This window comes from Hoeflea sp. IMCC20628, from assembly GCF_001011155.1.
Lineage (GTDB): Bacteria > Pseudomonadota > Alphaproteobacteria > Rhizobiales > Rhizobiaceae > Hoeflea.
In genome coordinates, this window is the sequence record NZ_CP011479.1 from 3,460,766 (window position 1) to 3,484,014 (window position 23,249).

At 58.4% G+C, this 23,249-nt stretch carries 18 protein-coding genes and 1 pseudogene; 9 read left to right on the plus strand and 10 right to left on the minus strand.

Going from position 1 to position 23,249, the window contains the following annotated elements; translation table 11 throughout:
• Positions 1–9: 9 nt before the first annotated feature.
• The 7 genes from IMCC20628_RS16350 to IMCC20628_RS16380 form a co-directional block, all read right to left on the minus strand.
• A complete protein-coding gene (locus tag IMCC20628_RS16350; protein ID WP_047031101.1) occupies positions 10–2,991 on the minus strand; it encodes a formate dehydrogenase subunit alpha in 2,982 nt (993 codons plus the stop codon).
• 51 nt (positions 2,992–3,042) lie between these two features.
• Positions 3,043–3,240: a twin-arginine translocation signal domain-containing protein gene (locus IMCC20628_RS16355; RefSeq protein ID WP_047031102.1), complete on the minus strand. Its 198-nt coding sequence runs from the start codon at positions 3,238–3,240 to the stop codon at positions 3,043–3,045.
• A 105-nt stretch (positions 3,241–3,345) separates the two neighbouring features.
• Positions 3,346–3,951, minus strand: coding sequence for a molecular chaperone TorD family protein (locus IMCC20628_RS16360; protein WP_052766469.1), 606 nt, complete (start codon positions 3,949–3,951; stop codon positions 3,346–3,348).
• 239 nt (positions 3,952–4,190) lie between these two features.
• Positions 4,191–5,477: a TRAP transporter large permease gene (locus tag IMCC20628_RS16365; protein WP_047031103.1), complete on the minus strand. Its 1,287-nt coding sequence runs from the start codon at positions 5,475–5,477 to the stop codon at positions 4,191–4,193.
• A 1-nt stretch (position 5,478) separates the two neighbouring features.
• On the minus strand, positions 5,479–5,961 hold the full coding sequence (locus IMCC20628_RS16370) for a TRAP transporter small permease (protein WP_052766470.1): 483 nt from the start codon (positions 5,959–5,961) through the stop codon (positions 5,479–5,481).
• An 83-nt stretch (positions 5,962–6,044) separates the two neighbouring features.
• Complete coding sequence (gene dctP, locus IMCC20628_RS16375) at positions 6,045–7,067, minus strand: TRAP transporter substrate-binding protein DctP (RefSeq protein WP_245307802.1); 1,023 nt, start codon at positions 7,065–7,067, stop codon at positions 6,045–6,047.
• 21 nt (positions 7,068–7,088) lie between these two features.
• The gene (locus IMCC20628_RS16380; RefSeq protein ID WP_047031104.1) at positions 7,089–7,790 is read right to left on the minus strand and encodes a GntR family transcriptional regulator; all 702 of its coding nucleotides are present in this window, start codon (positions 7,788–7,790) and stop codon (positions 7,089–7,091) included.
• Between the two features lie 340 nt (positions 7,791–8,130).
• Between IMCC20628_RS16380 and IMCC20628_RS16385 the strand changes: the two genes are divergently transcribed.
• From IMCC20628_RS16385 to IMCC20628_RS16395, 3 genes are read left to right on the plus strand one after another with little or no spacing between them, the layout of a single operon-like run.
• Entirely contained in the window at positions 8,131–10,212 is a 2,082-nt protein-coding gene (locus IMCC20628_RS16385) for a hydantoinase/oxoprolinase family protein (protein ID WP_052766625.1), read from the plus strand.
• Positions 10,209–11,990 carry a hydantoinase B/oxoprolinase family protein gene (locus tag IMCC20628_RS16390; protein WP_047031106.1) on the plus strand — a complete coding sequence of 594 codons (1,782 nt, stop codon included), beginning with the start codon at positions 10,209–10,211 and terminating at the stop codon, positions 11,988–11,990. The genes IMCC20628_RS16385 and IMCC20628_RS16390 overlap by 4 nt, the downstream gene beginning before the upstream one ends.
• Positions 11,990–12,775 carry an SDR family oxidoreductase gene (locus IMCC20628_RS16395; protein WP_047031107.1) on the plus strand — a complete coding sequence of 262 codons (786 nt, stop codon included), beginning with the start codon at positions 11,990–11,992 and terminating at the stop codon, positions 12,773–12,775. Before IMCC20628_RS16390 ends, IMCC20628_RS16395 begins: the two co-directional genes overlap by 1 nt.
• 74 nt (positions 12,776–12,849) lie before the next feature.
• Here IMCC20628_RS16395 and aldA read toward each other — a convergent pair whose 3' ends face one another.
• Positions 12,850–14,415 (minus strand): aldehyde dehydrogenase, encoded by a 1,566-nt coding sequence (gene aldA, locus IMCC20628_RS16400; RefSeq protein ID WP_245307803.1) that lies wholly within the window; start codon positions 14,413–14,415, stop codon positions 12,850–12,852.
• A 162-nt stretch (positions 14,416–14,577) separates the two neighbouring features.
• Here aldA and IMCC20628_RS16405 point away from each other — a divergent pair, with 162 nt between their 5' ends.
• From IMCC20628_RS16405 to IMCC20628_RS16415, 3 genes are read left to right on the plus strand one after another with little or no spacing between them, the layout of a single operon-like run.
• Positions 14,578–15,552 (plus strand): dihydrodipicolinate synthase family protein, encoded by a 975-nt coding sequence (locus IMCC20628_RS16405; protein WP_082128182.1) that lies wholly within the window; start codon positions 14,578–14,580, stop codon positions 15,550–15,552.
• 37 nt (positions 15,553–15,589) lie between these two features.
• Complete coding sequence (locus IMCC20628_RS16410) at positions 15,590–16,351, plus strand: aldolase (RefSeq protein WP_245307953.1); 762 nt, start codon at positions 15,590–15,592, stop codon at positions 16,349–16,351.
• A 42-nt stretch (positions 16,352–16,393) separates the two neighbouring features.
• A complete protein-coding gene (locus tag IMCC20628_RS16415; RefSeq protein ID WP_047031111.1) occupies positions 16,394–17,293 on the plus strand; it encodes a dihydrodipicolinate synthase family protein in 900 nt (299 codons plus the stop codon).
• A gap of 81 nt (positions 17,294–17,374) precedes the next feature.
• Here IMCC20628_RS16415 and IMCC20628_RS16420 read toward each other — a convergent pair.
• Both IMCC20628_RS16420 and IMCC20628_RS16425 read right to left on the minus strand, forming a co-directional pair.
• Positions 17,375–17,578: pseudogene (locus IMCC20628_RS16420) on the minus strand (4-oxalocrotonate tautomerase); the annotation flags it as partial.
• A gap of 89 nt (positions 17,579–17,667) precedes the next feature.
• Complete coding sequence (locus tag IMCC20628_RS16425) at positions 17,668–19,188, minus strand: altronate dehydratase family protein (protein WP_245307804.1); 1,521 nt, start codon at positions 19,186–19,188, stop codon at positions 17,668–17,670.
• A gap of 304 nt (positions 19,189–19,492) precedes the next feature.
• Here IMCC20628_RS16425 and IMCC20628_RS16430 point away from each other — a divergent pair, with 304 nt between their 5' ends.
• From IMCC20628_RS16430 to IMCC20628_RS16440, 3 genes are all read left to right on the plus strand, one after another.
• The gene (locus IMCC20628_RS16430; protein WP_047031113.1) at positions 19,493–20,125 is read left to right on the plus strand and encodes a hypothetical protein; all 633 of its coding nucleotides are present in this window, start codon (positions 19,493–19,495) and stop codon (positions 20,123–20,125) included.
• A 330-nt stretch (positions 20,126–20,455) separates the two neighbouring features.
• Positions 20,456–21,817, plus strand: a complete 1,362-nt coding sequence (locus tag IMCC20628_RS16435; RefSeq protein WP_052766472.1) for a diguanylate cyclase — start codon at positions 20,456–20,458, stop codon at positions 21,815–21,817.
• A gap of 88 nt (positions 21,818–21,905) precedes the next feature.
• Positions 21,906–23,165, plus strand: a complete 1,260-nt coding sequence (locus IMCC20628_RS16440; RefSeq protein WP_047031114.1) for a response regulator — start codon at positions 21,906–21,908, stop codon at positions 23,163–23,165.
• Positions 23,166–23,249 lie beyond the last annotated feature (84 nt).

Genomic DNA, 23,249 nt, shown 5'->3' on the forward strand with positions numbered 1-23,249 from the left:
GTGTCCTCCCTATGCCCGCTCGACGCGGCAAAGCGTGGTTTTTGTTTCCTGCATCTGCGTCACCATGTCGTAGCCATAGGTCTGCGCCGTGTTGGACGCCTCCCCAAGCACGATCGGATCGGCGCCTTCAGGATATTTGTGCCTTTGATCGACGCCCTGGAACTGGCCGCCGAAGTGGAAGGGACAGAAGACGACGCCCCGGCCCACCCGTTCGGTGACCATGGCCATGATCTTGATCTTGGCGCCCGACGGGCTGTGCAGCCAGACGGTCTCACGATCCCTGATCCCCAGATTGTTGGCATCAAAGGTGTTGATTTCAACAAACATGTCCTGCTGCAACTCGGCCAGCCACGGATTGGAGCGGGTTTCGTCACCGCCGCCCTCATATTCAACCAGGCGACCCGAGGTCATGATCATCGGATAGTCCTTGGCAAAATCGACATCCTGGATCGACTTGAAGGCCGTCGGCACGCGCCAGAAGGTCTTGTCGGCAATCGTCGGATAATCGGCCACGAGTTCGCGATCGGGTGCGTAGAGCGGTTCGCGATGCAACGGCACCGGATCCGGGAAGGTCCAGACCACCGCGCGGGCCTTGGCGTTGCCGTAGGGCGCGCAGCCATGCTTGATCGCCACGCGCTGAATGCCACCGGAAAGATCGATCTTCCAGTTCACGCCTTCGATCTTCTTGTCGTAATCGGACGGGATCTCGCCCTGGTCGGAGGTCTCGCCGACCTCTTCTTCCGCAGGCCGTTTTTCGAGAATGCCAGCGACATATTCGATCATGCGCTTTTCATAGGGGGTGAGATCGGCATCCCATCCAAGGCCCTTCAACATGGCCATGGTGAACTCGGGATAGCCGTCCTCGATCTCGGAGCCGACCGGCCAGCTGTCTTCCGCCAGCAGGTTGTCGCCGTTGCGTTCGACGCCGAAGCGGGCACGGAAACCCATTCCGCCCTGCGCGACCGGGGTCGACACATCGTAAAGCACTGCCGAACCGGGGTGTTTCATCTCCGGCGTGCCCCAGCAAGGCCACGGCATGCCGTAGAATTCGCCATCATGCGGCCCGCCAACGCCACGCAAGGTGGTCTTGTCGAAGGTGTACTGATGCTCCATGTGCGATTTCATCCGCTCCGGAGACTGCCCGGTCATGCCGATGGTCCACATGCCACGGTTCCACTCGCGGGTGATGTCCTCGACCAGCGGTTCCTCGCCATTGACCTCGATATTGCGGAACATCCTGTCCTCAAATCCGAACTTCTTGGCGAACTTGTACATGATGGTGTGGTCGGGCAGTGATTCAAACAGTGGATCGATCACCGTCTCACGCCACTGGATCGAGCGGTTGGACGCCGTCACCGAGCCATAGGTCTCGAACTGGGTCGAGGCCGGCAGCAGGTAGACGCCATCCTGGCGATCCTGAAGCACCGCAGTCATCGTCGGATAAGGATCGACGACGACCAGCAGATCCAGCATCCCCATTGCCTTCTGCATTTCAGGCAGGCGGGTTTGCGAGTTCGGCGCATGGCCCCAGAACACCATGACCTTGGTGTTGTCGGGCTGATCCAGGTTTTCCTTGGCTTCGAGAACACCGTCGATCCAGCGCGACACAGGAATTCCGGTTTCGTACATCATCGGCTTGTTCTTGCCGTCCTTGCCTTTCATGGTGGCGAAACGGCCCTTGAGCCAATCCAGGTCTTCGTCCCAGACGCGCGCCCAGTGTGCGTAGGATCCGGCCGTCAGGCCGTAATAGCCTGGCAGCGTATCAGCCAGCACGCCCAGATCGGTGGCGCCCTGCACGTTGTCATGGCCACGGAAAATGTTGGCACCGCCACCGGACTGTCCGATATTGCCCAGCGCCAGCTGCAGAATCGAATAGGCGCGGGTGTTGGACGAGCCGTTCGAGTGCTGCGTGCCACCCATGCACCAGATCAGCGTGCCCGGCCGATTGTTGGCCAATGTGCGGGCAACCCGCTCAAGCTGCGATCCAGGCACACCTGTCACCCGCTCGACTTCCGCCGGGTTCCATTTCTTCACTTCGTCACGGATCTGATCCATGCCCCAGACGCGGGTGCGGATGTATTCCTTATCTTCCCAGCCGTTCTCGAAAATGTGGTAGAGAATACCCCAGATCAGTGCCACGTCGCTGCCCGGCCGGAACCGCACAAATTCATCGGCATGTGCCGCCGTGCGGGTGAAGCGCGGATCGCAAACGATCAACGGTGCGTTATTTTCTTCCTTGCACTTGAGCAGATGCAACAGCGACACCGGATGCGCTTCAGCCGGGTTCGACCCGATCAAAATCATCGATCTAGAATTGTGGATGTCGTTGTAGGAGTTGGTCATCGCGCCATAGCCCCAGGTGTTGGCAACACCGGACACCGTGGTGGAATGGCAGATGCGGGCCTGGTGGTCGACGTTGTTCGTCCCCCAGTAAGCCGCGAACTTGCGGAACAGATAGGCCTGCTCGTTGGAATGCTTGGCCGAGCCCAGCCAGTAGACCGAATCCGGTCCAGAGGCTTCACGCACCTCAAGCATCTTGTCGCCGATCTCGTTGATGGCGTCGTCCCAAGAGACGCGCTGCCATTTGCCGCCGACCAGCTTCATCGGGTATTTCAGGCGACGATCGCCATGGGCATGCTCGCGGACGGACGCTCCCTTGGCGCAATGGGCACCGAGGTTGAACGGGGAATCATAGCCGGGCGCCTGACGCGTCCAGACACCGTTTTCGATCTCCGCAATCACCGTGCAACCGACGGAGCAATGCGTGCAGATCGTTTTCTTGATTTCGGTTTTCCCGGTACCTGCGGCTGTCTGAGCTTCTGCTCGCTTGACCATTCCGCCCGAAAGCGAGGTGATGGCTGCTGCCCCACCAATGGTCAGACCCGAACGTTTGAGGAATGTCCGGCGATCGATCGCCGTTGCTCCAAGCTCTGCTACCGCCGAGGACAGCCGGGGGCCTCGCGCAACCCCATTTGTCTTCTTCCTGAGCATGCTAACTCTCCCTTTTGTTTATTCTTTCGCCACACCGATCAGCGCAGTTCCTCAGAACCGCGTGCTCGCGTAGTAGGCCTTGATATGATCGGTCTCCCGGTACCCAGCGCCTGCCTGCGGTTCGGCAGTCTGTGCTGCCTCGACTTCAGTGCCTGCGACCAGGGCCGCCCCGCTGGCAATCGTGCCAAGCCCGGCGAACTTCAGAAAACCACGACGGTCGGTCGCAGCATCTTCTGTCTTTGCCTTCATGATGGTCTCCATTCATCGACACCCGGAACCGTCTGCGGCAGTCTGGCCGGGTGTCTTGGCCGGACTGCAATACGCATTGAAACAACGTCAGGCCGCAGATGCGGCCTACATCTCGAAGGCGCCTTGCTCGATCGCCATGAAAAGGCGTCCGATACGGCCGACAGGCTTGAAAAACCCTGCCGAGGGGCAGTTCTCGAGATCCTTGAAAAAATGTGGGGTCCAACTGGCAACGTGCCGGTCGAAAAACACCTTTTGTGCCGGTATAGGCTGAACAGAGCCGAAGCTGCCATCAATCAGGCCGGCCATCATTTCCATCAGCGCCGCAACGTGATCTTCCGGATCCTTGACATCATCACTTCTGGCAATGCCCAGCGGACCCATGTCGTCGCGCAAACGGGCCAACGGCTTTTCATGCAGAAATCCGGTGAGATAATAGGACCCGAAGGGGGTCAGAATGCCGCGACCCAAGCCGATGAACAGGACATTGTATTCATCACGGCTGGCAGCAAGGCTGGTAGCAGTAGCGGCCTGCGCAAGTTCGGTGATCGCCTGACCAAGCTCGGAATCGTCACCTGTCATCTGTTTCAAAACAGTCAGGAGAGGTGCATCCGGCGGCTGGCGCAGCAAACGGGCCAGAAGCCTGTATACATTGACCCGTAATTGATCGCTCTCATCAATCCGGTCAGTCGAAAAAGCTTGTTGATTCAACACATACCTTCTCCCAGACCGCAGGAAACCACTTTTCCAGTTGTAAAGCAATCCAATTTCAGTTTTCGCTGTGAGTGCAGATTTTCGCCACTCCAGATGAACGGATATCGGCTTCATCGATGTGGCAGCGCGTGATTGATTCAGACTGAATGATTCACGCGAAACGCTCCTGAGACCCCAGCAAATCAGCCCAAGACGCCCCGCTTTTCAGCGTCGCAGAGCGCTTCCGCCGCCACAGGTCTCTAGTATCCAGCCATCCGGGGAATGAACAGGACAAGGTCGGGAAACAGGATGATCAATAGCAGCGCAATCAACAGGGTCAGAATGAAGCCCCAGATTTCCCGGATCAGTTCGGCCAGCGGGATCTTGGAGACCCCACCGATGAGGAACAGAAGTTCGCCGTAGGGCGGCGTGATCAACCCGATCATCATGTTGACAATGACCACAACGCCGAAATGCACGGAATCAATTCCCAGCGCATGAACGGAGGGCAGAAGGATCGGAACCATCACCAAGAGCATCAGCAGCGTGTCGAAAACAGCGCCAAGCAGCAGGAACAGCAGCGCGGTGACGAGCAGGAAAGCAAGTGGCGAGAGTGACATCGAGGTGATCCAGTCAGCCACCATGCCCGGTATCTGCTCGCCCGCGACCACATAGTTGAAGAACAGGGCTCCGACCACGGTGATTGCGACAATCGCCGTACCCCTCGCCGAAGCCAGTAGGGTCTGCCACATCGATTTCCATGTCATGTCGCGAAAGATGATGGCGATGATGATGGCGTAGAGCGCTGCAACGGCGGCAGCCTCCGTCGGCGTGACAGCGCCGCTGTAGATTCCGCCAAGCAAGATGACCGGCAAAAACAGTGGTGGCACCGCCCTGAGCGAGATGCGGCGCGCTTCCGGCAGGGTGAATTTTTCTTCAATCGGAAAATTCCGGCGCCTTGCGACGATGAATGTCTGGATAGCCAGAACCAGCCCCATCAGGAGCCCCGGGATGATGCCTGCAAGAAACAGGGCACCGATCGATGTCCCCGAGATGGCGCCATAGATCACCATCGGAATCGAGGGCGGAATAATAGGCCCGATCGTCGCCGACGCCGCGGTCAAGGCGCCAGCGAAGGCCCGGGGATAGCGGTTGTCCCGCGTCATCATGTCGATCATCAGTTTGCCGGGACCAGCGGCGTCAGCCAGTGCGCTACCGCTCATTCCGGCGAAAATGATCGAAACGATGATATTGACGTAGGCTAGGCCACCGCGCACGCGTCCGACGATCAGCACCACAAACTGCAGGAGCCGGTTGGAAATGCTCGATGCCGTCATGACCTCGGCTGCAAAAATGAACAGCGGCACCGCCAGCAGGATAAAGGAAGAAAACAGGCCGTTGATGCCCTGCGCGGCAACCAGACCGAGGTCTTTGCCGGTAATCAGGAGATAGGCAAATCCGCTTCCGATCATCGCGAAGCCGATCGGCACACCGATGCCTCCAGCCACCAGGAAAAGCACCATCATGATAGCTGCAGCAAAACTCATTTCACGGTTCCCGGTGCCCGTCGCTCTGCATCAAGCGGTAGATGCGAACGGCGGAATTGACGATGAGCAGCACCAGGAAAACTCCGAAGGCTGAGAAGACGACAGTCATTGGCAGCCGCAATGTCGGGGTTTTCTGACGTGCCGTGAATGCGATGTAGTCAAAATTTCCGTAGAGCGACAGCAACAGGACAACCAGCATGAACCCTGTCCCGATCAAGGCGAGGACCCTGCGTTTGCCGGGGGCGACGCTCTCGTAAAGCAGGTCAAACGAGACGTGGTCGCGCTCTTTGACAATCGTGGCGGAGCCGACACAGACGATCCACACATAGAGAATGCCAGCTATTTCCTGTGACCATGGCAGAGGATTGTTCAGCACGTAGCGAAAGAATATCTGGATGATGAAAACAGCGAACAGACTTGCAAACCCGATGCCGCAGAAGATTTCACCTGCATTGGTTGCGAATTTCCCGAACTTCTTGATCACCTGCAACTCCGGTCATTGCGCCACGGCCATAATGGCCGTGGCGTGCATCTGGGATCGTTCAAGTCATGTGAAATCAAAGCGTCTTAAAGCGCGTTGATCCTGTCGATCAGACCTTCAGGCCAAGCCTTGGCGTAATCGCTTTCGAGATAGACGCCCTGCACGTGCTTGCGGAAAGCCTCGAGGTCCGGAGTGGTGACCTTCAAGCCATTCGATTCCAGCAGGCTTGTGCCCTCGGCTTCGGTGGCCATAGTGCCTTCGTCGACAAAGGCAGACTGTGCGGCGACAGCATCGCTTACTACCTTCTTCTCTTCTTCGGTCAATTCGCTCCAGAACGAATTGGACATGGCGAAGAACAGCGGCGCGACCATGTGGGCAGTGAGAACAAGTTGCTCGCTGACTTCATAGAACTTGGCGGCAAGCATGTCGGCGATGGGGTTTTCAAGCCCGTCGACAGTGCCTGTCGAAAGCGCGAGATATACCTCGTCGAATGCGATCGGTGTCGGGTTCGCGCCGAGCGCACTGCCGAGGAACTGCCAGGTGTCGGAGCCGGGAACACGCAACTTGAGGCCCGCGAGATCGGCCGGGGCTTTGACGTCTTTGGCCTCGCGCAGGATGACGTGTCGCGTACCGAGATATTGGGAGCCGAGAATGGTGACATCCATCTCGCTTGACACGCGGTCACGGTATTCCTTGGCCACGTCGCTATCGTCGAACACCTTGTGGAGATGTGCCGCGTCGCGCAGCAGGTAGCCGGCGGTGAAGATCGAATATTCGGGAATGTAGCTCGCGACATCCTGCGGCGAGATCATCCCTACTTCGAGATTGCCGCGCTGCATGGCGGCGGTTTCTGTGCCCTGGTCAAACAGCGTCGCGTTGAGATGAACCTGGACCTCCAGCGAGGGCGCGTTCGCCTCTACCTGTTCCTTGAACTTCATCAGACCCTTCGCCTGCCATTCTTCATTGGCGGCGGGAGTCGAAATGCGGATGACCTTCTTGTCCTGGGCGAATGCTACCCGGGACAGGGCAGGCGTTGCCAAAGCCGCACCGGAGACCGCGAGAAGCGTTCTGCGGGTGATGTTATGAATACCTTGCTTGCTGTCTTTCACTTTGCTCTCCTAGGGTTGTTGTCAGCCCGGTTTATCCCGGCTTGTTTCCGCGGATTTCTCCTTGGCCGAGTCGGCCAGAAGGCGCTCCACTTCTGCGTTGTTATGGCTTGCTGCGAGTTCGGCGGCCTTGTCGGCATCGCCCTTGACGACGGCATCTTTGAGCGCGCGATGATCTTCCAGAAGATGAGTCAAGTCACGCGCCGTCAGGCCGATATGAATCATCTGGAACCGCACCTGCTGGATCAGCTTTTCATGCTCACGGACCAACCGGCCATGTCCCGACATTCCAACCAATACCCGGTGCAGATTGAAGTCGGCGTCGATGGTGTCGTCGCGAATCCCGGCCTTGGCGGCGCTTTCTAGCTCTACAAACGCCTTTTCAAGTTGCGCCCTGCTTTCCGGCGTGGCCCGTTGAGCCGCCAGCCGCGCAGCAAGCCCCTCGAGGGCTGAGCGCAATGTGTAGAGCTCCCAGGCCTCATGAACCGAGGCGGGCGCTACTTCCCATTTTGTGAAGGCAACCTGACTCACCAGGCCCTCGGTGGTCAGTTGCATCAAGGCCGAACGAATGGTCCCGCGGCTCACCTCGAGTGAGGCGGCCAGGTTTGATTCAAGCAATCTGTGGCCAGGCGGCATTGTGCCGTTGACGATCTGGCGCCGGATGCTGTTGGCGGCTTGGTTGCCCAAGAGCCGGTCTTGGGTTTTCAGGCTTTCGAGACCCGTCATTGTTGCTCATGTCCTTATTGGTGGTTGCGATCGCGAGTGCCAATTATACGCCACCCGCCGCTTATACCAAAGGAGCCTCCTGCTCACTGCACTGCTTTCTGCGTCGGCGAGCGAGCGACCTTGTCGACGATCAATTTCGCCTTGAAGCCCGCATCCACCCGCTTTTGTCTGCGGCCGAACCTCAATGGAACAGCGGCTGATACAGCAATGAGAGCCCAACATCAGTCGATTGTCAACAATTGATTATAGGTTGCCAGGACCCCGCTACCTCTTTCTATTGCGTTGACAAGAGGACGATTGCTGACAATAAATGATTTACTATCCAGTCGAGGTGAGCAGAATGTCGACCAGCGCGCGAATAGGTGCAGACATCGGTGGAACATTCACCGATCTGGTTCTCGTTACCGACGATGGTCGGCGATACGCCAAGAAAGTCTCGTCAACACCGGCCAACCCCGAAGCTGCAGTTCTTACAGGTGTAGCCGCGTTGCTAAACGAGGCCGGCCTGCAACCCGGCGACGTTACGGCAGTCCTGCACGGGACAACGGTCGGCTCGAACGCCATCCTGCAGAAACGTGGAGGCCGGATCGGACTTGTCACTACGAAAGGCTTCCGCGACCTGCTGGAAATCGGACGCCTGCGCACGCCCGGCATGTTTGATCTGACATGGGACAAACCAACGCCGCTGGTGCCGCGACATTTGCGCTTCGAGATCGGTGAGCGGATTGCGGCAGACGGCAGTATCGTGACCCCGCTGGACGCCGAAGAACTGAGTGCGCTTGTTCGGCGCATCGCTACCGAGAACCTGGACACGCTGGCGCTCTGCTTTCTCAATTCCTACGTCAATCCGGAACACGAATTGCAGGCCGCGGACTTCATCCGTGCTGCTCTGCCGGATCTGCCGGTCACAGCATCGGTGTCAATTCTTCCCGAACAACGTGAATACGAACGCACCTCGACAACCGTGGTCAACGCCTATGTGCTGCCGGTAATGCGCACTTATCTGATCGCGCTGCAGAAAGGCCTTCGCAACGCAGGCGTCACCGCCCCTCTTTTCATCTCCAATTCCAATGGTGGCCTCGCTCCGGTGCATGTCGCGCAGGAAAAGCCGGTGATGTTCATTTCGTCTGGCCGGGCCGCGGGCGTGGTCGGTGCGGGGCATATGGGCGAGCTTTCCGGCATCGCCAATCTTGTCGCTTTTGACATGGGCGGCACCACCGCTTCCGCCTCGCTGATCAAGGGCTGTGAGGTGACGCGCACCACCGAATATGAATTCCGCGACGGCATCTCCACACCCAGCCGCTTCATCAAGGCCGGCGGCTATCTGATGCGAGTGCCCACCGTGGATGTGGCCGAAATCGGCAATGGCGCCGGGTCCATCGCGCATGTTGATGATGGTGGTCTGATCTGTGTCGGCCCGGTATCGGCCGGCGCGGTGCCCGGCCCGGCCTGCTACGGCACCGGCGGGGATTGCCCGACTTTGACTGATGCCAATTTGTTGCTGGGTTACCTGCCCGACCGGCTGGCCGGCGGCAGCATGATGCTGTCAGTCGATCTGGCCGCCGCTGCGATAGACAAACACGTGGCCAAGCCCGCCGGGCTTACCGTGGTCCAGGCTGCGCTGGGAATGCGGGCGATCGCCAATTCCAACATGGCGCGTGCCATTCGCGCGGTCACGGTCGAACGCGGCCAGGACCCGCGCGACTTCGTGCTGTTTGCTTTCGGCGGAGCAGGACCAAATCACGCTTGCGATCTGGCCAGCAGCGTCGGTATAGGCAAAGTGGTCTTGCCACCGGAACCCGGTGTCTTTACCGCATCGGGGATGCTGGAGGCGGTGGTTGAGTATTTTTTCATCCGGTCCTATCCGAGGCAACCCGGCGAGATAAATCCGGCAGACTTGCGCGCAACGGCCGCATCGCTGCGGGATGAAGCAAGCCGAGAGCTTGAAGAGCAAGGTTTTGACCCGAACGATATCAATTTCGGTTTCGAACTCGACATGCGCTTCGGCGGGCAGGATGCGGAAATCCAGATCAGCTTCGATCCCGAGGCGCATGACCTGCAGATTGAAGACCTCAATGCCCGCTTCCTGGCTGCCTACGAGGATATGTTCGGATATGTCTCTTCCGATGGCGTCGAGACCGTCAACCTGCGCCTGCGTGCCCATTGGCCGCTCAAGGACCAGCATGAAGCCGCTACCGTCAGGCCGAGCGGCGGGCTGGAGGCCTCGCCCGCTTCGCGGCGCGATGTGTTCTTCGACGATGCCAGCAAACCGGTTCTGACACCAGTATATGATCGGGCGATGGTTTCCAGCATCATCGAGGGGCCGGCAATCTTTGAAAGCGCTGACACCACCTTCGCGATTCCGCCAGGCGCTACCGCGGAACCGGACCCGCACGGCAACCTTGTGGTGACCCTCCCATGACTGTTCCAACCAAAGCCCACGCAACTCAGGACTTCACCCCCGATCCGGTCAGCTTCGCCGTGATCAAGTCCGCCCTTGATGCAATCGTTGACGAGATGGCAGGCACCGTGATGCGCACCGCCCGCTCCCCCATCGTGCGCGACGTGCTCGACTATTCGTGCACGCTGTGTGACAGCCGGGGACAGATCCTCAGCCAGGCCAAGACGGTGGCGCTTCATCTCGGCGCCGTGCCCGATGCGATGGAAATGATCGTCGAGCGGTTCTCCACGACCGCATGCGAGGGCGATGTCTATGTTCTCAACGACCCCTATGCCGGCGGCATGCATCTGCCCGACATCTTTATGGTCAAGCCGATCTTTCACCAAGGCCGGCTTCAGGGTTACTCGGTTGTCATTGCCCATCACTGCGACATGGGCGGCCGCGTGCCGGGCTCCAATGCAGCCGATTCCACCGAGATATTTCAGGAAGGCCTGCGCATTCCGCCGCTACGCCTGTTTGATGCGGGCAAGCGCAATGAGACGTTGTTTGACCTGATCCGCACCAATGTGCGCCTGCCGGCCATGGTGCTGGGGGACCTCGATGCCCAATATGCCACCTGCCGCACCGGAGAGCGGGAACTGATCCGGCTGATCGAACGCTATGGCGAAGCGGAGTTGCAATCCTATTTCGACGCTCTGCTCGACTATGGCGAGGTGCTCACCAGAAAAAGCATCGCCGCTTGGCCAGATGGTATTTACACTTTTGAGGACGCGATTGACGGCGATGGTTTCACCACCGAACCAATCCCGATTTGCTGCGCGATCACGGTGAAACATGATGGCCTGGAGATCGACTTTGCCGGATCCTCGCCGCAGGTTCGCGGGGCGATCAATTCGACCTTCTCCTTCACCAAATCTTCCGCCTATCTGGCGGTACGGTGCGCTCTTGATCGTGATGTGCCGAACAATGCCGGTGTCTATCGCGCCATCAGCGTCACCGCGCCGGATCATTCGATCCTCAAACCCGACCTGCCTGCGCCTGTCGCGGCGCGCGCGCTGACCGGCTACCGCGTCGTCGATTGCGTGCTGGGCGCGCTGTCCAAGATCGCACCCGCCCGGCTGATGGCGGCAGGTGAAGGCGGCAACACGGTTTTATCGATGGGCGGCTATGACAAGGAAACCGGTGAGCACTTTGTACTGGTGGACATGATCAATGGCGCCTGGGGCGGCCGCGCCAACAAGGATGGCATCGAGGCTATTACCAACCCGGCGCAGAACATGTCGAACCTCCCCATCGAAACACTGGAGAAACGATACCCGCTGCGAATCGAGGAATATTCGCTGCGCCCTGACTCCTGCGGTGCCGGACGGTTTCGCGGCGGTCTCGGCTTGACCCGGACATACCGGATTCTGGCCGATGACACGATGCTGCAGGTTCGTGCCGACCGTATCACCACGCCGCCCTACGGCGTTGACGGGGGCCTCCCGGGAGGTCTGTCGCGCAATATTCTCAACCCTGAAACCGAGAACACCCCCCTGCCCGGAAAGCTGACCCGAAACGTCGACAAGAATACGGTGATCCGCCACGAGCAGGCCGGTGGCGGTGGCAATGGCGACCCTCTCGATCGGCATCTGGAAGCAATTGCCCTTGATCTGAAAGAGTCGAAAATCACACCGGGCTATGCCGTGCGCTATCATGGAGTGGTCTTTGACGTTCATGGCGACATCGATCCCGGGGCAACTAATTTGAACCAATCCCGGCTTCGGGCCGCACGTGACACCAGCAAGGAGAGCCGCTGATGAAGTTCAACAAAACAGCCGTCGTGACCGGCGGCGCCAGCGGGATAGGTGAAGCGACCGTCATGCGCTTTGCCAGCGCCGGATGGCACGTGGTGATCGGAGATATCAACGCAAGCCGCAGCGAGACCGTGGCGCAAGCCGCCCGCCTGGCGGGAGCCGCTTCAGTCAGCGTTTTGCCGCTCGATCTGGCCGACGAAGCCAGCGTCGCGGATTTCGCCGCCAATACCTATGAGAGGCACACTGCTGTCGATGCGGTGGTCAATTCGGGCGGCATCTTGCAGAACGGAATCCGCTTTGTAGACATGCCCATTGAAGAATTCGATATGGTCTGGTCGGTCAATGTTCGCGGCACCCTGCTGATCAACCAGGCCTTCGGGCGCCGCATGATGCAGGCAGGATCGGGCAGCATTATCAACATGTGCTCGCTGACCACCTATCGCCCCTCACCCCAACCGGCCTACGCGCCGGCGAAAGTCGCCTTGAAATCCATGACCGAGATCATGGCCGCCGATTTCGGCCCATCCGGCGTCAGGGTCAACGCGGTGGCGCCGGGCTACACTTTGACACCGGCGATGCAGGCGCGGATCGACGCGGGTGTACGCGATCCACAAGCCATACTCGACAAATCGGCGATCAAGCGGCTGGTGCAGCCTGCCGATGTTGCTGAAGCAATTTTCTTCCTGTGCTCCGAAGCGGCCGCAGCCATCACCGGGGTTGTGCTGCCGGTGGATTGCGGCTGGCTGGCATATTCGTCCTACGCATCCTACGCCTCGCAGCCTGAGTAAAACGACGCGGGAGCCTGCTCGCCGCCGCGCAAGGAATGCACGGCGGCGGCTTTACTGCTTGAACTCGGTGCGGATCAGTTGAAGTTCAAATAGGTGGTCTTTTTCTGGAAATAGCCTTCCAGACCATATTTGCCATCTTCGCCACCGATGCCGCTGTCACGCATCCCGGCATGATGCGCCTGCACCACGTCGCCACCCGCCTTGTTGACGTAGATTTCGCCGAATTTAAGCTCGCGCGAGAGCCGCATGATGCGCCGCATGTCCTTGGTAAAGACATAGGCTGACAGACCGTAGCGGCTTTCGTTTGCCAGCCGCATCGCTTCGTCGAAATCGCCAACCCGCATGATCGGAACGACCGGGCCAAAGACCTCGTCCTGCATGATCTCCATGGCGTTGTCGTCAACGCCGAGAACCGTTGGCTCGAACCAATGGCCGCGCGAAAACTCGCCGCCGCTGAGCCGCTTGCCGCCGGTAAGCACCTTGGCGCCCGACGCCACAGCGCGGTCCACCATTGTCTCGACCTTTTCGAGTTCAGCGCCGCTGAACTTGGGACCCACATCGACGAGTTGGCGTGGATCACCGACTTTCAGCGCTTCCACAGCCTTGATGAACCGCTCGGTGAACTCGTCGGCGATCTTCTCGTGCACATACATGCGCTCGTTGCAGATGCAGATCTGACCGCAGTTCTCGAAACGTGACTGCACGGCGGCATTGACCGCTGCAGCGATGTCGGCATCTTCAGCAACCACGAACGGCGCCTTGCCGCCGAGCTCGAGCCGCAGGATCTTCAGATCATCTGCTGCCGAGCGATAAATCGCCTTGCCGGCGCGCACGCTTCCGGTGAGCGTGATCAGACGGGTATACGGGTGCTTGACCAGCGCCTGCCCCAGCCCTTCGCCGGTGCCAGAGACAACGTTGATCACGCCGGCCGGGAAACCGGCCTCTGCGGCGAGCTGGGCAATTTCAAAGCTGGAAAGCGGTGTGCCTTCATGAGGTTTGACCACCACGGTGTTGCCGGCAAGAAGCGCCGGTCCGATCTTGCGCGTCATCAGCGCAGCCGGATAGTTCCAGGCAGTCAGGGCGACGACGACGCCATGCGCCACCTTCTGAATCCAGATCTGCTCGTTGGGATTGTCGGACGGAATGATGTCGCCGGTCACCCGGCGCGCCTCTTCGGCAGCGTAGGTCAGATAGAGCGCTGCTCCCTCGATCTCGCCGCGCGCTTCAGCCAGCGGCTTGCCCTGTTCCGCGATCACGACCTGAGCCAGCCGCTCGCGGTTCTGAAGAATCAGGCGTGCGAGTCGCTTGAGTAATTCGGCCCGTTCGACCGGAGGCAAAGCCTCCCACGCGGGCTGGGCACGCCATGCTGCCGAAAGCGCACGATCCGCATCGGCTTCGCTGCCGCGCGGGACCGATGCGATGATTTCTTCCGTCGCAGGGTTTTCGACCTCGATCCATTCCTTGACCGTGGAATCGACCCATTCGCCGTCAATGAAATGGCGGTAGCGGTCAGACCCTTTGACCAGTTCCTTCATAGGCTGCAAAGCGAAAACTCCTGTGTCCGTGGCGGCTTGGATAAACAGGCAGGGCCGACTAGAGCAACGAGACGCCGCATCTTCGCAAATCACGCCGCGCCCCATTTCCGAACCCCCCTATCAAGAGAGGGATAACGTATCCAGGCACCTGCCTTAGGCCATTACAAATGCCCCGAGCACCCGACCTCGTCAAGAAGAATGTTGACAATTAGCGATTAATCTTGTCAATTGTCGACAATGATTATCCCTCTGGGAGCCTCCTGACTTATGTCCCGTCTACCCTCTTCCCGATGCCTTGCCGCAGCCATTGCAACCCCGGTAAACTCGAGCTTGCGTCCGGATTCGCAACGCATGGTCAGTTTCGCTCGCCATCTGTTCAGTCAGGGCGTCGACGGCATCACCATCTTCGGCACCACCGGCGAAGGTCCGGAATTCTGTGTCAACGATCGCATGGCGACCCTTGATGCGTTGATCTCGGCAGGGATAGAGCCGCAGCGGATCATGGTTTCTGTCGGAGCGCTTGCTTTTGAGGATTCGGTGACGCTGGCGCGACATGCAACGGGCCACGGGGTCTATGGCTGCCTGTTGATGACACCTTGCATGTACCGGGGCGGCATCACGGATGACGGTGTCTTCGAGTTCTATCGCCAGATTATTGAACGTTGCGGACGCGATGATTTGCGGCTTTTCGTCTATAATTTTCCCGATATTTCCGGGGTCACGATCTCTCTACCCATGCTGCGACGCCTGACTGAAAAATACCCCGAAATCATCGCCGGGCTGAAGGACAGTGGCGGCGACCCGGACTTGACCAAGCAATATATTCTTTCGTTCTCGAAGATGTCGATCTTCACCGGTAACGAGCTCGACCTGCCCGAACTCAATCCGCTCGGCCTGACCGGCACCGTCTGCGGGCTGGCCAACATCATGCCGGGCTTCATGCGCGCGCTCACCGACACCCGCAACAGCTATGAAGGCCGGCCGTTTGTCGAAGCCTTGCGCGCCGCCGATGCGGTGCTGTCGCGATACCCGTTCATCCCGTCGGCGAAAGCTATCATCGCTGACACGATGCACGATCCCAACTGGCTGCGGCTGATGCCACCTATGGCGCAACCACCTGCGCCACAACGCGTTCAGGTGGTTGAAGCCTACCGGAATTGGGAACTCTCGGTCGAAAACCTTCTGGCAGTTTCAACCGAAGAGCCATCCCGCACCAATGTGACCCCGATCAGAATTGCCTGACCGGCGGCAGATTCTGGCAAAAATGGCGCAAAAAACAATGACCGTGACAGCCAATACGCCGCATTTTGACACCGCCGAAATTCTGACCGCCCGGCGAGAACTGGCGGCCTGCTTTCGCATGGCGGCCCGACTTGGCATGCATGAAGGCATCTGCAATCATTTCTCATCCGTCGTGCCGGGCTACAATGAACTGTTTCTCGTCAATCCCTATGGCTATGCCTTTTCCGAGATTACCGCCTCAAGCCTGCTGATCTGCGATTTCGACGGCAATGTTGTTGCCGGCGATGGCGTACCGGAATCCACAGCCTTCCACATCCATGCCCAATTGCACAAATTCAAGCCTCACGCCCGTGTCGCGTTCCATACCCACATGCCGTATGCGACCGCTCTGGCAATGGTGGAAGGCGAACCACTGCACTATGCGGGCCAGACTGCAACACGGTTCATTGGCCGGGTCGTGGTCGACGAGGATTACAATGGCCTTGCGCTGGATGACCGCGAAGGTGCCCGCATCGCCAGCGCCATAGGCGAGGCAGACATTGTCTTCATGCGCCACCACGGTGTGATGGTGCTGGCCGACAGTATCGCCAAGGCCTGGGACGATCTCTACTATCTCGAACGCGCCTGCGAGGTGCAGGTGCTGGCCATGTCGACCGGTCGGCGCCTGCTGCCGATCGACCGTGACCTTGCCCGCAAGACCGGTGAGCAGATCATGAGCGAAGCGGCGGATGCTGCAGAGCTTCATCTTGCCAGCGTCCAGCGCCTGCTGGACCGCACGGAAGCCGACTATAAAACCTGACTGACCTGCCCGAATTGCGGGCACCCTTGAAAGGAACCGGACATGACATGGAGCGGCGTTTTCCCCGCAGTGACGACGAAACTCAAGGCGGATGGCAGCTTTGACCCGGTGGCCATGGCCAAAAGCCTTGAACGATTGATCGAGAATGGCGTCTCCGGCCTGATCGTACTGCCGATGCTGGGTGAAAATGCCTCACTCAGCCAGAAGGAACGCGATGAGGTTCTTGACCTCTCGGTGGCCACCGTGGCCGGGCGTGTACCGTTGCTTTCCGGGCTTGCGGCAATCTCGACCACTGAAGCCACCTTCATGGCGAAAAATGCCCAAAAGCGAGGGCTTAACGGGCTGATGACGTTCCCGAGCCTGGCTTACAAGACAGACCGGCGGGAAACAGTCGCCTGGTACAAGACGGTTGCTGCGGCGAGTGACCTGCCGATCATGATCTACAACAACCCGATCGCCTACAAGGTCGATGTGGACGTGCCGACGCTGGAAGCGCTACGCGACGTCGACACCATCACCTGCATCAAGGAAGAAACCGGCGACATCCGGCGAGTGACCGATCTCTACAACGCCTTTGGCGACCGCTACGCGGTCTTCTGTGGTGTCGATGACCTCATCCTCGAAAGCCTCTCGCTCGGTGTCACCGGCTGGGTCTCGGGTATGACCAATGCCTGGCCGAAGGAATGCGTCGAGATCTTCAATGCCGGACGCGCCGGTAAATACGACGCCATCCGGCCACTTTACCGCCTGATGACTCCGGCCTTCCACCTCGATACCGATGTGAAGCTGGTCCAGTACATCAAGCTTGCCGAAAACATTGTCTACGGCGCTCCCGCCGGCGTGCGAGCACCGCGCCTGGAACTCGAGGGCGAGGAACTGACCCACGTAACAGCGGTGATCCGGAAAACGGTCGAGGATCTTGCGAAGTATCAAGCAGGCTGAATAACCACATGAGCGTGGGCACCGGCCAAGTGCTGATGCCCGCGCGCTCAAAGCCGGAATAAAAGACTTTGTGGAACGGCCTCAGGAGCCTTCGGCAGATATGTCCGATTGCAGCCGTCCGCCATTGGCCCAATCGGTTGGCTCTACCTCATCGAACACCACGGCAACCGCTTCGCGCGAGCAGCCCAGGATCTCGGAGGCCGTATTGGTAACCGATTGAGCAAACGCGCGCTTCTGTTCAATCGAGCGGCCCGCCAGCATCTCAACTCGAATAATCGGCATATCACTGTCTCTCCTGTCTGCTTGTTATTGCTGATACGTACGCCGGACACACCCTTATGGTGATACGAGAATGCAGCCGAACCCGGCCTGGTTCAAAGCCAGGCATTGATGTGCCAGGGAGCGAATTCGTCTTCTCCGTAGCCAAGGCTTTCGCTCTGCGTGGCAGCACCCGACGCGGTCGCCAGCATCAGCAGGAAGATGCGCTCGCCCATTTCCTCGATGCTTTCCTTGCCGTCAAGCACAGTGCCACAATCAAAATCCATGTCGTCGCGCATCCGCTCGAAAATCGGTGTGTTGGAGGCTAGCTTGATTGACGGGCTTGGCCGGCAGCCAAAGCACGAGCCGCGCCCCGTGGTGAACGCAATCAATGTCGCGCCGGAAGCCACCTGGCCCGTGGCCGAGACCGGATCGAAGCCCGGCGAATCCATGAAGATCAGGCCAGGCTTGTCCGCCGGCTCTGCATAGTTGATCACATCGACAAGATTGGTGGTGCCGCCTTTGGCGACAGCGCCGAGTGATTTTTCCAAGATGGTGGTCAATCCGCCTTCCCTGTTTCCGGGCGAAGCGTTGCCATCAAAGCCATGTGGCTCCCGCTTGGTGTAGTCTTGCCACCAGTCGAGAAGTCCGATCAGACGTTCGCCTACCTCGCGGCTGACGGCACGTTCGAGCAGCAGATTTTCGGCGCCGTGAATTTCCGGGGTTTCGGCGAGAATTGCTGTTCCACCGCAGGCAACAAGACGATCAACTGCCGCCCCAAGCGCCGGGTTGGCAGTCAGGCCCGACAGTCCGTCCGAGCCGCCACATTGCAATCCGACGACCAGCTCGGATGCTGGCACAGCGGTGCGCTCGGCCTTCGCCGCAATCGCGATCATTTCGCCGACATCCGCGATCCCCGTCGAGATCGCGGCGCGGGTGCCGCCGGCATCCTGGATGGAAAGCGTCCGCAGCATCGGGCCGGAAACCAGATGCTGGTCTGCCAGCATGGTGTCAATCTGATTGTCCTCACAGCCAAGCCCAACGATGAGCAGGCCGGCAAAATTCGGGTGGCGCACATAACCACCCAGAGTTCGCCGCAGTATGTCCATGCTGGTGGAACCATCCGAAACACTGCATCCTGATTTGTGGGTGAGCGCAACGACTCCATCGCATCCGGGATAGGCATCGAGCGCTCCCGGCGCACTGAAATGATCGGCGATCTTCCTTGTCACCAGGCTGGAACAATTCACCGAAGCGATGACGCCAATGAAATTCCGCGTACCAACCTTGCCGTTATCGCGCCGGTAGCCCTGAAACACCGGAACCTGCTCGCTCTTGAGAAACTGCGTATTGTGCAGCCGTGATCCTATATCCCGCGCGGCATGGGACGTTTCATAGCCGAGATTGTGCTCGTGCACCCATTGGCCGGCGACGATGTCGGCGGTCGCACGGCCGATGACCAGTCCGAGACGGCGCACCTCCTCGCCTTTGGCGATGGCAGCAACCGCGATCTTGTGGCCGGCAGGAACCCGCTCGCGTGCGGTGAATTTTGCATCAGGCAGCCCCTCTCCAGCCTCAAACCCATCCACCGCGATGGCGATCTGGTCACCCTTGTTCATGTGCAGGAGTCTTTTCAAAACGATCTCCGAATTCGGCGGGATTGGATATTGACGAAGGTCGACAAACCCCAGGTGAGACATCATGCGACAGCAGCTTGACTGCTTGTCCGTCATCTTAAATTAATTGTCGACAAATATCTATACGGCTTGCCGTAGGACTTGCGCTGCAACGGTTCGAAAATTGCGACAGGTCAGACGTCTATAAAAACCGGCACATGGTGGGCAGCGAGATTTCGGGGCATTTCGAATTGCCAAACCCGGACCGGGTGAGATACCCAACAGCCGGACACTGACAAAAGGGCCGCACGGAGAACTTCGGATCATGCAAAGCGACCCAGTAAGTGGCTTTCGAATCGACAGCCTTGATGACTTGGAAATCCGACTGGGACGGCTCGACACAATTGTCTGCCTCGGCAATGGCCCATCCTCCGAAGATCCCCGCCTGGCTGAATACCAGCGCGCCACCCTGTTCAGGGTGAACTGGATCTGGACACAGCGCGCCTGGCTTGCTGCGCCGGACATGGTTTTCACCGCTGATCCGGATCTGGTTCAACTTCCCCGGCAACCCATCCTCGCTTTTCCGACTCAGCTGATCGGGGAACCGATTTTGCGGGACAATGCCGCCAAAGACCATTTTCCGGAGACAGGCTATTGTTATCTAGACCGTTTCACACCGCCTCTTGCCGACTTCTCGCAACCGCGCATTCCGACAAATGGCGCCCTTATGGTCGCACTGGCAGCGGCCCTGCGGCCGCAGCGGCTTGTGATCGCCGGCATGGACCTCTACCGCCATCCGCAGGGCAAATACCCAGGCGAGATCGACAATTCCGAAGGGTATACGAGCCAGCACTGCGCGGAAATCGACCTTGATCTGATTGAACGCGCGCTCGCCGATCATGACGGAGAGACTGTCATTCTGAGTGATAATCTGCGCCAGGCGCTTCCGCCCATCTAAAGCGCCCCGGCGCCAAGCGTCTGCTTCCGTGGGCTTTCGAGCGGCCGCGGTCTCCGAGAAATCATGTATTAGAATCGAGACTACCCGCTTAAGGAACATTTAAGCGCGAATTAATATTGGTATATTGTAATGTTTTTGATCCGTCGGAACCAGTTTGAAATATAACCTCGAATTGCCTTCGGTAGATTTCAAGGATACCCACGCGGTGAAGTTTGTACATATTAATACAGATGGCACAATACGTAACTGCGATTATCAGTATAACATTTCATTTTATTTCAAGTTCAAGCCATCCTGCACTTACTTTACAACCAGAATCGCGAGATATATATGACCATGCTGAATGCCATATCTCTAGATACTGGCATCGAGTCGGACATGTCCGAACCGGTTGAGACCGTATTCAGCAATGCGTCGCAGCCTTCGGTGCATGTCATTGGCGGCAGACAATTTCTCCACTCCATAGCGCTCATCCTAGCGCCCATGAGCTACACATCCACGCCCGTCAACGGCCGGCCCCATCTCGCAGTGGTGGATGAGCCCAGTGCCGGAACAATCGTGGTGATCGATGGCTCGCTTCCCGATGCGCTTGAAATCTGCAGTGACCTTGGCGAGACCGCGCCAAAGATACTGGTTTCACCTGAAACATCGTTCTCCTTTCGGGCGAAATGCGCTCAAGCGCATGTCAGCACGGTCATGAGCGCGCCGATCGATCAAGCCGAATTCATAAACTGGCTGGAGTATCTCGGCGGCCAGATGACCAGCCAACCCGCGTCGATCTTGCTGGTCGATGACGACCCCCTGGCATCTGCAGTCTATGCAGAGATGCTGCGGGCCAATGGCATGACGGTTGCGGTCCTCAATGATCCACTCAAGATCATCATGACGATCGAACGCTCCTATTTCGATCTCATCATCATGGACCTTCAAATGCCAGGCACCGATGGCATCGAGATCGCCAAGATCATTCGTCAGCATCAAAACCACCTCTCGATCCCGATCGTGTTCTTGTCGTCCGAGGAAGACAAGCAGGTCCAGATGAAGGCGCGGCAATTCGGCGGCGACGATTTCATCTCGAAACGGGCTGACCTTGATGCACTGGTCTCTCTGATCCATCTCCGAGTGCAGCGAGCACGCGTTCTGCGCAACCTCATAGAGCGCGATGGCTTGACCGGTCTGCTCAACCACCGCCGCTTCAAGGAGCGTGTCGGGCAAGAGATGTCACGGACCAAGCGGACAAATCTGCAATTTTGCATTGCCATGATTGATGTCGATCATTTCAAGAAGGTCAACGATACCTGGGGACATCCGGTCGGTGACAAGGTCTTGTCAATTCTGGCGCGGGCGCTGGTTGGCTGGGTTCGCAAGACCGACGTGGTTGGCCGATATGGCGGTGAGGAGTTTGCGGTTTTGCTGCTCGACACATCACCGGATACGATCTTCGAAGTGATGGAAAATTTCCGCAAGCACTTCGCGAAAATGGTCTTTGACGGCCAGGATGGAAAATTCTCACTCACCGTCAGTATTGGCGTTGCCGGCAGCGATGCAAATGGCGACAGCGCTGCTCTCTTTGCCCAGGCAGACAAGGCGATGTACCTGGCCAAGAGCAATGGCCGCGACCAAGTGGTCATCGCCGGCACTGATGAATTGCCCTCTTCTCCCGATCATGACGCATTGGCGGGCAAAAGTTGACAGAGATCCGGAAACCCACGGCTGACCCAGCATCATCTGATGTAGCCTCCCTCCCGGGTTTCTCGATCCACAGGATTGGACCAGACAAATGAATGTGGCCTATGACCATGATCTCGATAAATCAGAAATAGTTCTTGATGGCCGTTCGGTCTGCATCGTCGATGACGACAGTCTGTACCGGGGACATCTTGCTGCGCTGATCGGGCAGGCGCATATCAGGACGTCGGAGGCAGGCGACAGCGCTGAGCTGGTTCAGGTTCTGGAAAAGGAGATGCCCGACTGCATTCTTCTCGACTACAACCTCCATGCCGAGAACGGCTTCCGGCTGCATGAACAGTTGAAGCTGCGCTTTCCCAACCTCGCACCGGTGGTGATGCTGTCGGCGGACGAATCGCAACGCACGGCGATCAAGGCCTTCCGCATGGGGTTTTATGATTTCCTGCCGAAGCGAAATCTCCGTCTTGAGGAAATTACCACCGTCATTCAGAAAACCATTGCACGCCATGACGGCGAAAACGCGCAACGTGATGAGGTTTCCTCCTTGCGCAAACACGCGATGTTCGACGATCTGACAGGAATGTACTGCCGTAGCGAACTTGACAAGAAACTGGCGTATGTTGCGAACTCCGCCAAAAAACTGACCAAGAAATACGCAGTCTTTTCAATTTGTCTGGCCGAGTACCGGGCAATCGGCACCCATTTCGGCATTGGCAATGCGGATGAAATTCTTCGCAGCTTCGCTGGCAAAATCCGCTCAACCATCAGGACTGATGATTTCTGTGGCCGTTTCGACGAAGACAGCTTCCGCTATGTCATGGACCGGAATGTATCAGAGGCCAGCATCCTCGAGTGCCAGAGGCGCCTGACCGAGAAGCTGACCTTCTCTCACCACCTCAAATCGGTGGAACTTCAGATTTCGCCCCTGATCGGGGTATCGATATCCAATGAACATGACGATCTCGCCGAGATGATGCAGTCACTTGCTGTCGAGCAAGAGCACCAACTGGATGCATTACGTGCGCAAGGCGGCACCAACGGCTGGAGCGTGTTGCCCGACGGGTCAGTGCCGGCAAGTTCAGGCGTTGCCGAAGCCCAGGAGCGGCGGAAATCGGTTCGGATGCGGACCCTGAAACCTGCCTTCATCGCGATTGAGGAATGGTCGTCAAAGATCAATTGCACCGTGCGCAATATTTCCGATGGCGGCGCTCGGATCCGGCTGGATCAACCATTGGCACTGCCCGAGTTCTTTCTACTCAAGATTACCGGCACGGGGCCACTCAGACGGGTTCGTAAATGCTGGCACATCAACAATGAAATCGGTGTCGAGTTCTGTGACGAACAAAACTAGAAGCCCGCGCCTACGCGAACCACATCGAGACCGACGGGCTGTGCGGCAGTGAAAACGATGGATGGCCGAACAGCCGGTCATCGC